We start from the raw sequence: 12277 nt of genomic DNA on the forward strand, positions 1-12277 counted from the left end.
CATTTGCTCGAAAGACTTGATGTCTATTATCGATGCATAAGCCGTTACTAAAATTCATGAATTACTTAATTAAGCTGGAGCAAAAGATGGATTTTTTGCAGTTTTTATTCTCATTAAAGCGGTCACAAAAGCGTTTAGTTAGTGTAGCGATTGACTCTGTGTTTTTGCTGTTTGCCTTTTGGTTTGCTTTGCTGGTGCGCTTGGACTCGATAGATGTATTGTTTAAATCGCACTATTGGGGACTGATTGGGTTAACTATTCCTATCAGTATCGCTGGGTTTGTGAGGCTAGGGCTTTATCGCGCAGTGCTGCGTTATATCGGCTCGCAAGCGTTTACTGCAATCGTGGCTGGTGTCGGCATTTCTACCATAGCTCTGGTTTTACTAGCCTATTATGGCGGAGTGGACTTACCTCGCACAGTGCCGTTCATCTATGCTGCTTTTGCTCTCGTTTTTGTTGGGGGGGCACGTGCACTAATGCGTTCATTAGTCGGTGCAGGTATTAACCGCCGTGGTGAGCCGGTTATCATTTACGGTGCTGGTGTCAGTGGCCGGCAAACGGCGATTGCACTTGCACAAAGTCATGAATACCATCCTGTTGCTTTTGTCGATGATGATGAAAGTTTGCACAACACATCAATTCAAGGTTTGCATGTTTATTCGTCTAATCAACTCAGTAAGCTTATAAAACAGCGACCTACAACTCGTGTGTTGCTGGCAATGCCGAGTGCATCACGTTCACGTCGTCAGGAAATTATTAATCAGCTTGAGCCGCTCACTGTTAAGGTGATGACCTTGCCTGCCATGGCGGATTTAGTAAGTGGTGATAAGTTATTTAGTGATGTGAAAGAAGTCGAAATCGAAGATTTATTGGGTCGAGACTCTGTTGCACCAAGACAACATTTACTGACGGCAAATATTAAAAACAAAGTTGTTATGGTTACAGGTGCTGGTGGCTCTATCGGCTCAGAGTTATGTCGCCAGATTCTAAAACAGCAGCCTAAACAATTAGTTTTATTCGAGTTATCGGAGTTCGCACTTTATTCGATTGACCGTGAACTTTCTGCGACTGCTAATGAGCTTGGTATTGATGTTGAAATTGTCCCTATCATGGGGTCTGTGCAGCGTGAAAACCGTGTGCAAGCGGTAATGCAGGCGTTTAAAGTGCAAACGGTTTACCATGCCGCAGCTTATAAGCATGTGCCTTTAGTTGAGCATAATGTGGTTGAAGGTGTGCGCAATAACGTATTTGGTACTTTGTATACCGCGAGAGCAGCGATTGCGGCAAAAGTAGAAACCTTTGTTTTGGTCTCTACCGATAAAGCCGTGCGCCCTACAAATGTGATGGGTACCACTAAACGTATGGCGGAACTGGCATTGCAAGCATTAGCAAAAGAGGTGCATCAAACGCGTTTTTGTATGGTGCGTTTTGGTAATGTGCTAGGGTCTTCTGGTTCAGTTGTGCCATTGTTCCGTAAGCAGATCGCTAATGGCGGTCCGGTAACTGTTACTCATCCTGAAATCACCCGCTTTTTTATGACGATTCCAGAAGCATCTCAGCTGGTTATTCAAGCGGGTGCTATGGGTAAAGGCGGTGATGTCTTTGTACTTGATATGGGAAAATCGGTCAAAATCGTTGATCTCGCATCTAAAATGATCCGCTTAAGTGGTTATGATGTGAAGGATGAAGCAAATCCCAATGGTGATATCGCTATTGAATTTACCGGCCTTCGTCCTGGTGAAAAATTATATGAAGAGTTACTGATTGGCGATGATGTGACAGGTACAGACCATGAGCGGATTATGACCGCGAATGAAATTTACCTGCCATGGGCTGAATTAGAGTTAATTTTGAATCGTTTGGATAAAGCCTGCCATGAGTTCAACCATGAGGCGATTCGTGAGATTTTACTTTCGGCACCAACTGGTTTTGCCCCAACTGACGGTATTTGTGATCTAGTTTGGCAGCAAAGGAAATTATTTAAACCAGCTGATACAAAACCGAAAGTGGTAACGTTAGTTTCTTGATTCAATGTCTTATGTCGTTTAGATGTTGAAAGGTTAAATCTTTTTTAAAAGCCAAATCCCCATGGATTTGGCTTTTTGTCTTTTAGCGTTTTTAAGGATTTAGTATGTCTAGGAAGTATTTTGGTACTGATGGTGTGCGTGGCAAAGTAGGAACATTCCAATTACGCCTGATTTTGCGATGAAGTTAGGTTGGGCGGCAGGTACAGTGCTCGCATCCACAGGCACTAAAGAGGTGCTAATTGGTAAAGATACCCGTAGTAGTGGGTATATGCTTGAATCGGCAATGGAAGCGGGTTTTTCAGCCGCTGGTGTCAATGTGGCTTTGATTGGTCCTATGCCAACGCCCGCGGTGGCTTATTTAGCTTCAACTTTTAGGGCCGATGCGGGCGTGGTGATCAGTGCTTCCCATAATCCTTTTTATGATAATGGTATTAAGTTTTTTTCAAACACAGGCACTAAGCTGAATGATGCACAAGAGATTGAAATTGAAGCGCTATTAGAGCAAGCACTTGAGCATAATGCGTTGCAATGTGTTGCTTCTGAAAAACTGGGTAAAGTGCGCCGCATTGATGATGCTGCCGGTCGTTATATTGAGTTTTGTAAGGGAACCTTCCCAAATCATTTAAGCTTGGCGGGATTAAAGATTGTTGTCGATAGTGCCCATGGTGCTGCCTACCATATTGCACCGAATGTATATCGCGAATTAGGGGCTGAGGTGATTAGCATTAACGACAAACCCAACGGCGTGAACATTAATGATCATTGTGGCGCAACACATTTAGATAGCTTGCAATCTGCGGTGATGATCCACGAAGCGGATTTAGGTATTGCGCTTGATGGTGATGCTGATCGAGTCATGTTTGTTGACCATAATGGCCATGTAGTGGATGGCGATGAGATTTTGTTTATTTTGGCGCAAGCGGCATATCAAAAAGGTGAAATGCAGGGCGGGGTGGTTGGTACGCTTATGTCGAATCTCGGATTAGAACTGGCACTTAAACAAATGGATATTCCTTTTGTGCTGGCTAAGGTTGGTGACCGTTATGTGGTTGAACAGCTCAAACAAACGGGTTGGAAACTGGGCGGCGAAGGCTCTGGGCATATTTTGAGTTTGCAGCATGCTTCAACTGGCGATGGCATTGTGGCATCTTTGCAGGTTCTCAAAGCCATTCTAGAGTCAGGCAAACGTTTAGCCGATATTAAAGCGGGCATGACTAAGTTGCCACAAGTGCTTATCAATGTGCGTTTAACCTCTGGCAGTGCTGATAGTATTTTGGCTAAAGACAGTGTTAAACAGGCAGTGCTAACCGCTGAGGAAGTTTTAGGGGATAAGGGGCGAGTATTATTGCGTAAATCGGGTACTGAACCCTTAATTAGAGTGATGGTTGAATCCACGGACATTGCCTTGACCCAACAACAAGCTGAATATATCGCTCAGGCAGTCAAAGCGGCATAAGCGAGGAGATTGAATCTAGGGCGTTGCTTCGCCAACTGATAGGACGGCCTACGGCTTCTAGAACGCCACTTCGTGGCTCTAGAACCTAGATCCTTTTATGCATTCTATAACGATGCGCAGCACCTGGCTTTGTGTATGGTTTAGTGGATGCTGGTTATCTGCTTTGGTTTGCTTAATTGTTGATTGTCCCTTGTTTGAACGGTTTGCTTCGGGAGTTATTACTTCTAAGAGCCGTATTTCTGGCGATTGTGCTGCTGAATTTTGGACTTCTGGGTATTGCACCATGTCGTAACGCTTAAGTTGGATCATTTGATCTTGATAAACTAAGCACATTGGTTCAAGGCAAAGTAGCCATTGTTGCAACTCGTTGTTGTACAGTTTTTTTGTTTGATAAACCTTATCGTCATGGCTGGTTTCATAGGACGTAAGGTTTAACGAGCCATTAAACTCCAGCCGCTCAATATGCGCGCGATACTTGCCGCGTTTGATCATCACATTAAAGTCGATAATTTGTTTATCTAAGAGTTGGCTTTCAATCTGAGTTTCGCCGCTAAAACAAAATGCAGGTTGGTTTGGGCGGAGTACTAACTCGCTTGATTTAGCCGCATTGTCAGACATCATCAGCTTTACGCCTTCGCCTTCCAAGATACACAACTGTCTATCGATGCCAGGAAATGGTGAGAAGGGGCCGTTGCTCGAAATGGTGGCAATGCTGATCCTATAATCAAAGTTAGTTAGGTCAGCATCCTTTGGCGATATTAACAGTTGTTTAGTACTACCGCCGCCGTTTTTCCATAAACTCGATTCACAGTCTTGATAGCGGATAATTTGGATATCTGGGTTCATGTCTTAGTAACTCTTTTCATTCTGGTGACCGCCGATGTGCGAATCTAGGACGCTGACAAGCTTGCTCTAGAATCTAGAATCACAGCGTTCTAGCTGGGTGGAGCACTCAACTTCTCACCGTCACGCTGCAAAGCTCTTGTCTACATCTCTTTCTTTTTCAATATATAGTGCTCAGCCAGTTCGCCGCTGATCCGGTTGCCTTCGTTATCTAGCATAAATAGCTGGTTTTCACCGACGAGGTATTTACTGCCATCGGATAAAGTAATTTTTGAGCCCTTGCCATCCCAGTCAAATTTTCCTGCCACCTTGAAGATGCTCTCATCTTTGCCCAAATAAATACTTTTTAATTCAAAGCTGTTATCTGCCAGTAGCGTTAGCGTGGTTTGAATACCTTCGCAACTCGCACAGGGTAAAACACCTTCATACATGCCTGGCCAATCGAGTGCATTTTGGCTGGTATCGCCAAGGGGGATGGTCTTTTGAGTTTCTGTATTGGCTGTGGAGTTTTGATCTGTTGCATGTTGCGGATCGCTGCAAGCGGTTGCCATGATTGCCACTAAGGCGATAGTAAAGAGTGGACGTTGCATATTCATCTCAAGCCTCTGATTTATTGATATTAAGGATGATAACCGCCATCTACGATGGCACCAAACTTATTTACTATGCTAAAGGGTCATATTAAAGGCATTAAGGCTATGCTCGATATGGCATTTGGGAGCTTAATTTCAGCGGCGCTTACGGCTTCATTGCTATAGTGTTAAATCCGATAATATGCCGCGATCGCAGTTGAGCAGGGGGAACGAGAAGCGCTGAAATGCTATTCTGTAGAGTAATGACCTAGTGAGTTTGCAGATAGAATCTATACTAAAGACTATCACTTTAAGGTTAGTACTTAAGACTCTTGCATAAGCATTGGCCACTGAAGCTATTGTCAGATTTCAATGTCTGGTGAAGCCACGCGGGGAACTCCATCATTATGACGCGGATGTTAGATAGGATTTTATTTGACGTGAGTCGCTCTTCAATTATTGATGGTGGCGATTTAGCTGAGGCATCGCAACTCATTGTTGCTTCAGTGTGCCAAGGCTTAAACATCAGCCGTGCCAGTATTTGGTTATGGACTGAAGATCATCAAAGTATGCACTGCTTTTACCTGCTCGATAATATGCAAAGACAAGAAGCTTTTGTCTTAACGCGTGCTGATTATCCTTATTATTTCAGTTTATTAGATAATGAAAGAGCAATAGTGGCTAATCAGGCTCAAACCGATAGAGCAACCCATGAGTTTGTAAAGGTTTACTTAGTGCCTAATGGTATTACCTCCATATTAGATAGCCCTATCCGTCATCGCGGTAAGATGGTGGGCATTATTTGTTCTGAACATCAAGGTGAGCCAAGAGAATGGACCCGCGATGAAAAAGCCTTTGCTTCCGCCTTGGCCGATTTATTTGGTCGGGCAATGAGTGCAAGGGAAATTTTAGATTATCAGCAGCAATTAAAAGCCATTAATGCGGATTTGGAAGCGCAAGTTGAATTAAGAACTCAAGAATTGGAAACCGCATTGGCGGATTTACGTTCAACACAACATCACTTAATTGAAAATGAGAAAATGGCGGCCTTAGGGAGTTTAGTGGCAGGGGTTGCCCATGAGGTCAATACGCCTTTGGGGATTGCTGTGACCTCCGTAACTCATTGTTTAGATGAGGTCGCATTGCTAAAAAGTACATTTGAGCAAAATGAACTCGACGAAGATAAGTTTTTAAACTTTATCAATACGATGCAAGATGGTTTGGGACTGATAGAGCGAAATTTGGCGCGAGCAGCGGAGTTAGTCCACAACTTTAAGCGGACCGCGGCGGATCAGTCGGTACTTGAACGTGAGCGATTTAATTTAAAGACTTATCTTTTCCAGATTTTTAGCTCATTAAGGCCATTAATGCGTAAGAAGAATATTACCTTAACCGTTGACCTTGATGACCAAATTTTTATTGAGTCTTATCCTGGGGCAATAGCGCAAATTTTTACCAATCTAGTTGCCAATAGCTTTCGGCATGGGTTTCCTGACAATTTTGCAGGTGATAAACAAATTACTATCCGAGTTGAACAGCAAGGCGCGAATGTTTGCATGAGTTATCAAGATAATGGTGTCGGTATGACTGATGAGGTCAAGATGAAAGCCTTTGAGCCTTTTTTTACCACCGCCCGCAAAGACGGCGGCACAGGCTTAGGAATGTCAATTATCTACAATTTGGTTACCCAAAAGCTCCATGGCAGTATTATTCTGACCTCTTCGCCTAACCAAGGCGTAAAAGTCGACATACAACTTCCTGAGAAATAAAGCGGAATCTAGAACCTATAAGCCTAGAAGTCGCATAGCAACGTTCTGCCTTTTCTCGTAAGCCATTGGCTGCGCTTAGTTTGCAGTTATATGCTACAATCTGCGCCTTGATTCAATTCACTAATCCTCGATATATCAATGAGAAAAGGCATTCTATTGGCGGGTGGTACAGGCTCTCGCCTTTATCCGATGACGCAGGTTGTGTGTAAGCAATTATTGCCTATCTACGATAAGCCAATGATCTATTACCCGTTGGTGACACTGATGCAGACGGGCATTAGAAACATTTTGATTATTTGTACTCCTAATGATTTGCCACTTTTTAAGGCATTACTGGGTAATGGTCAGCGTTGGGGGATCCAGCTTGAATATGCTGTACAGCCTTCACCAAGGGGATTAGCTGAGGCCCTTATCATTGCTGAACCCTTTCTTGCTGGCCACTCCTGTGCGTTAATTCTTGGCGATAACTTATTTTATGGCCAGCAACTTAACACAAACTTACAAAAGGCGACCCAGTTAGCCGTTGGCGCCACCGTATTTGGCTATCATGTGGCGAATCCTAATGCTTATGGCGTCGTTGAGTTTGATGCTAATGGTAAAGCCATTTCCATCGAAGAGAAACCGAGCGCAGCCCGCTCTTCCTATGCCATTCCCGGTTTATATTTCTTTGATCATAGAGCCAGTCAACTGGCTAAAACGGTTGCTCCCTCTGCGCGAGGTGAGCTAGAAATTGTGGATGTGATCAATCAGTATCTGCTGCTTGGGGAGTTGCAGGTTGAAATCATGGGGCGGGGCACCGCTTGGTTGGATACAGGCACGCCCGATGCGATGGCTGAAGCGACCCAATTTATTGCCGCTATTGAGAAACGACAGGGCTTGAAAGTGAATTGCCCGGAGGAAGTGGCATTCCATTGTGGCTGGATTAATGCCTCGCACCTAGCTGCCTTAGCTCAACCTTTACTTAAAAGTGGCTACGGTGAGTATCTTTTAGGCTTATTAACTAAACAGGTGTTTAATGAAGTGCATTGAAACCGAGCTGGCTGAAGTACTAGTCTTTGAACCTAAGGTATTTGGCGATGAGCGTGGCTTTTTTATGGAAACCTTTCGGCAAGCGTATTTTACTGAGTGCTTGCTGAGTCGCGGATTTGAAGCGCCAGCGTTAGTGCAAGATAACTATAGTCGCTCGCAGCAGCATGTATTGCGTGGATTGCATTACCAGCAACAATATCCGCAGGGCAAATTAGTCCGAGTGTGTGCTGGCAGTATTTTTGATGTTGCCGTCGATATTCGGCCACAATCCGCGACCTATGGCAAATGGGTTGGCAGGATTCTTTCTGCAGATAACCATTTGCAAATGTGGATCCCCCCAGGGTTTGCCCACGGGTTTTATGTGTTAAGTGAGTATGCTGATGTGTTATATCGTTGTAGCGATTATTATGCGCCGGATGATGAGTATGTACTTGCTTGGAATTGTGCCGAGTTTGCGATTGAGTGGCCACTGTTAAACAACACACCCATTCTTTCCGCAAGAGATGCCCATGCCGCCGTTAGCGTTTAGACGCTAACGGCGGTTTCGGTTATTTTACAGGCTTATTTTCAGTGCTGGGGCGAGTGAACCAAGGTGAGCGAGCATCAGTATTATCAAAGAGGTAATACTTACGGCCGACCATTTGACCACCATCGCGGGTGAGCGGCATCCAACTGATTGTCGCACGACTATGAGTTGATTTAATCGTCATTAAATCAAATGGGATAGAGATATAGAAGCCTTTGGTAAAGCTACCCTCACCATATTCCTCAGAAGAAAGGTTGGTCTTAGTCGCAAAGGCGCCAACAATCACACCGCTGTCAAATTGTTTTGAAAAATCAACCGTTACCCCTTTATCTTCAGTCAGATATTGACCCGCACTGATCCTCAATAAAGTATTGGGGAACCAGTCAGGTTGATAATAGACGGTTGCATTACCTGTGACAGTCCCAGTTTGTGCTCGGTATGACTGACCTGTAATTGGGTCATATTGATACTCATCTTCAAAGAAGCCAAGCATGCTATCTGGGTCGCGCTGCTTAACATAATTCACATCAACACCAAAGGCCCATTGACTGTTTAGAGGACGGTAAAGAGCCTCACCACCCACACCGCCATACATCATTTCTAAATAACCGCCATAGGCTTGATAGGATATATTATCGGTTAAATTATCCATCCAGGTCAGTTGTAGGCTATTCACCCTCACTGGATTATCACTAACATATTGACGGATAAGTGTACGAACACGTTTTAAGTCAGTTCCATCAGGTGGCACGTCGTATAAAAACTTGTCGTAGTTATCGTAAAGATTCAGATAAAGGGAACCTGAAAAATCTAAATTATCGGTAAAGCGATAATTTGCGCTGCCTGTTACCCCAATATTGAACATATAAAAACCTTCAGAGCCTCCGAAGGATTGGGCCATGGTGGGCGAAACATCAAAACTAAGCTTATCTAACCAATCTTTATCAGTGTTATTGACTTGTTGTCCCTGTGGTAAGCTGGGAACACTCACAACACTGGCATCAGTGATTTTAGCATTCAGATAGCCATAACTTGCCACTTGGGCAAATTTTTGCGCATCGATGCGCGTTTCTGTTATTGGTTGGCTATAACGGGTTTCAATCAACCTATACTCTTTGATACGAGTTGCATCAGTGCTATTAGCGAGTATGGTTGCCGCTCTTTGATGTGCTTCATTTCTATCACGGAATTTGGTTTGTTCACCGACGACAGTGATGCTGTCTTTATCCAAATAAATTCTGGCGTTTGCGTACCCTGCGATGGTTTGTAAGTCTTGAGCGACCTTATTCCAATCTACTTGGGTATTCGCAACCGTCTGACTGGAAGCGTTTACAGGCTCTAGATTAGCTACTTCTGCATTTTGCTCTTCTGATTTATTTGTTGCGGAAGTATCAACACTAACAGTCACTTGTTCGACTGTTGGTGTGTTTACTGGCGCGGAGGACTCTGTCTGTGAAAGGGTTAATGGCGCAGCCGGGAGTGGCTTATATTTTGCGGCAGCAGGATCGGTTTTAATCTGCGATAAGGTATTAAAATTAGTTTGTAGACTAAAACCAAGCGTCCAAGTATTACCGCGCTCATAACTTAAATGCAGATCCCCCCAGTTGCCAAACCGATAGAGCATCCCATAGTTAAATTTGCTGTCCTGAGGCATTGGAATGCCGCCACGTACAACGGGGAAATCCGATTGATAGTCGTTACCGTCGTACTCCACTTTTAAGCGAAGAGGCTTCCATGGCGTTTGGTATTCAACACCACCAAAGAGCGCTGCGCAGCCTTTAAACCAACGTTGGTAATCTACGGTTCCACCTTTACCACCATAGGAGGTATCTCTGTCGCAGTTGTAATTAAGATCTTTTTTGTCCGAGGTTAGATTACCGCTATTGCCAATATAGCCCCAGCCAATGCCGAGGGTAAAATCTAATGGGCCGACTCGTTTTGTTGCGGCAATAAACTCACCATCAAATAAGCCTGTGCCGCCAAAGTCCCGAACCCCAATCGAGGTTTCTGGCAGCCAGTTACTTTCTTCAAGTAGACGTACCTTAAAATCAATTCCTTTATCTGTGTATTTAGTGCTTCCGCTAAAGCTCGGATCATCGCTATAAAGTAAATCCTGTACTTGGGTATAGCGGATTGTTGTTTCAAACCAAGGGAATAATTGTACTGAGGCGGTGAAGTGTTGGTATTCGTCGTTATAACTTGTGGCAAAGTTAAACTCACCTTCTGGTGCCATGCGGCCAGTCGGCATTTGCATTAGACCAACGCCACCAAAATCTGACTGTGAAGGTAAGAGTGTTGGATAAGAAAATTCATCGGCGCTAACATGTAATAAAGGTAGCAGTGCTAATGACAGCGCAGATAAACGCCCGAACGTATGCAAAGTGGGAGTTGACTTTTTCATTACAGAGCCCGATTTTTGAGTAATTCAATAATATTGTTATTTAATTCGGCATGGTCATCAAACAGCGCCGTGAACTCCACAAAGAGTATTGCTCCAGGGGCGATATCCTGAGCCTGATGATTCCAATAGGCGATAGGCTGTTTTATCGCATTGCCATCGGGTTGAATAATCCACACAAAGCTATCTTCAGCATTATCGAGTAAACCTGCTTGGTTTAGATAATCTTTACTGCTGGCCCGCGATTGCCATGCTTGTTCACCCGTTTGCGCGACCGCACCAACGACAGTGACCGTAGTTGGTCGTGGTGGTAGCACCAGTAAAAAATCACCATCGATAACCGGATTATAAGCGTCGGTAATCCGGACTAAGTCGAGATCTAACGGCTGATTAACTCGCTGGCCTAGTTTGATGTTGCGCAAAAACTGGGCAAATTTGGCCAGTTTAGCAATATATTGACTATTATCGACCTGCTCTCCCATGTCTGCTAATTGTTGCAATACTTGCTTGCGAGTGACCTCTAATTCAGCAGTATTGTTTGTATCCAAGAGGGCTGCACCTAGCCAATAAATTGAGACTGGCTCATTTTTTATCGTTTGATTATAAAGGGGAAGTTGTGTTAACCCATCTTGTACCGCTTGCCCTACTCGAATAGCTGTGGGATAGGTAATGTGTAGCTGCGGCGTGTGAGACGCTGAGGTAGTGACAGAAAGTTGGGTATTGGCTTCTACGGATGGCAAAAACACTGAACTTACTAGTAGCGCCAACGGGGTAATATAGGATCTCATTATGGCTCCACTAAGCAGCAAAAGGCTTCAGTAAGGTGATATCAATAAACGGCAGATTAGGCGCAATTTTCTGATGGCTTTTAATAACGTTGCCTGTTTGTGGATCTAGCCAAAACTCATTTTGATATTGGATATTGAGTGCATCCACAGAGACGTGTTCACTAAAATGCAAAGCTTGTGTAGGAGCGCCATTGATTAGAATATTTTCGTCACCAATCAATTTAAATTCTGATCTTGCTCGGTAGCCATAATGATAACCAGGTTGCCAATCGAGGGTTCGAGTCCAAGTTTTAGGGGTGGAGCTTAAGTGTAATCCTAATAACAGTGGATCTGGCTCATCACTTTCAACAGCACTTAAATTACCAGTGAGCAAATTATGGGTTTTGACTAGGCGGCCGTTAACTGTCACTAACATGCCCTTATCCGCTGATAACCATTTAAGTTCGAGTGCTTCGGGCGAGTTTTTTACTGAAGATAGGCTGATTTTAGGCTCTGCAAAGGCTAAAACCACAAATGCCTGAGCCGTATCTTCCATTTTTACATAGATGCTGGCATAAGGATTAGCCGATACTTGCTCAGGGGAGAGAACCACATCGTCACTCCCAAAAAAGGCGAGTTTTGCAGTATCGTTTAATGCGCTAATTCGTTGGCTACAGCCCGATAAGCCTAGACATACTGCCGAAACAGCAATAAAGGAAAAGATTTTTTTATATATACGCATCCGAGTTGCTTATTCTCAATAGTAGTTGTTAACCAATGTAAATATATGATGGCGTGATTTCAAGCTAGATTAAGCATACATTTTGTTTACAAAAAGCCTAAAAAAAACAACCGCCAAAAGGCGGTTGTTTAAATACACTGACTAAAAG

General features: G+C 43.9%; 9 protein-coding genes and 1 pseudogene. 5 read left to right on the top strand and 5 right to left on the bottom strand.

Features of this window, described 5'->3' with window-relative positions:
* The first annotated feature begins 86 nt into the window (after positions 1–86).
* Both JM642_RS06870 and glmM read left to right on the top strand, forming a co-directional pair.
* Entirely contained in the window at positions 87–2027 is a 1941-nt protein-coding gene (locus JM642_RS06870; protein WP_203433255.1) for a nucleoside-diphosphate sugar epimerase/dehydratase, read from the top strand.
* 104 nt (positions 2028–2131) lie between these two features.
* A pseudogene (gene glmM, locus JM642_RS06875) lies at positions 2132–3483 on the top strand (phosphoglucosamine mutase).
* Positions 3484–3561: 78 nt separating this feature from the next.
* On the opposite strand, the gene JM642_RS06880 reads toward glmM, so the two are convergent.
* Together JM642_RS06880 and JM642_RS06885 are read right to left on the bottom strand one after the other, a co-directional pair.
* Positions 3562–4329, bottom strand: coding sequence for a HutD family protein (locus JM642_RS06880; protein WP_203433257.1), 768 nt, complete (start codon positions 4327–4329; stop codon positions 3562–3564).
* Positions 4330–4469: 140 nt separating this feature from the next.
* Positions 4470–4916, bottom strand: coding sequence for a copper resistance protein NlpE (locus JM642_RS06885; protein WP_203433755.1), 447 nt, complete (start codon positions 4914–4916; stop codon positions 4470–4472).
* 389 nt (positions 4917–5305) lie between these two features.
* On the opposite strand from JM642_RS06885, the gene JM642_RS06890 reads away from it, so the two are divergent.
* From JM642_RS06890 to rfbC, 3 genes are all read left to right on the top strand, one after another.
* Positions 5306–6667 carry a GAF domain-containing sensor histidine kinase gene (locus tag JM642_RS06890; protein WP_144344672.1) on the top strand — a complete coding sequence of 454 codons (1362 nt, stop codon included), beginning with the start codon at positions 5306–5308 and terminating at the stop codon, positions 6665–6667.
* Positions 6668–6805: 138 nt separating this feature from the next.
* The gene (gene rfbA, locus JM642_RS06895) at positions 6806–7696 is read left to right on the top strand and encodes a glucose-1-phosphate thymidylyltransferase RfbA (RefSeq protein WP_203433259.1); all 891 of its coding nucleotides are present in this window, start codon (positions 6806–6808) and stop codon (positions 7694–7696) included.
* Entirely contained in the window at positions 7683–8225 is a 543-nt protein-coding gene (gene rfbC / locus JM642_RS06900; protein WP_203433261.1) for a dTDP-4-dehydrorhamnose 3,5-epimerase, read from the top strand. Before rfbA ends, rfbC begins: the two co-directional genes overlap by 14 nt.
* Before the next feature lie 19 nt (positions 8226–8244).
* On the opposite strand, the gene JM642_RS06905 is transcribed toward rfbC, so the two are convergent.
* From JM642_RS06905 to JM642_RS06915, 3 genes are read right to left on the bottom strand one after another with little or no spacing between them, the layout of a single operon-like run.
* Positions 8245–10623, bottom strand: coding sequence for a YjbH domain-containing protein (locus tag JM642_RS06905; RefSeq protein WP_203433263.1), 2379 nt, complete (start codon positions 10621–10623; stop codon positions 8245–8247).
* A complete protein-coding gene (locus JM642_RS06910) occupies positions 10623–11408 on the bottom strand; it encodes a capsule biosynthesis GfcC family protein (RefSeq protein ID WP_203433265.1) in 786 nt (261 codons plus the stop codon). Before JM642_RS06910 ends, JM642_RS06905 begins: the two co-directional genes overlap by 1 nt.
* A gap of 10 nt (positions 11409–11418) precedes the next feature.
* On the bottom strand, positions 11419–12129 hold the full coding sequence (locus JM642_RS06915; protein WP_203433267.1) for a YjbF family lipoprotein: 711 nt from the start codon (positions 12127–12129) through the stop codon (positions 11419–11421).
* Positions 12130–12277: the final 148 nt, after the last annotated feature.

Origin of the sequence: Shewanella sp. LZH-2 (assembly GCF_016859145.1) — a bacterium.
Lineage (GTDB): Bacteria > Pseudomonadota > Gammaproteobacteria > Enterobacterales > Shewanellaceae > Shewanella > Shewanella xiamenensis.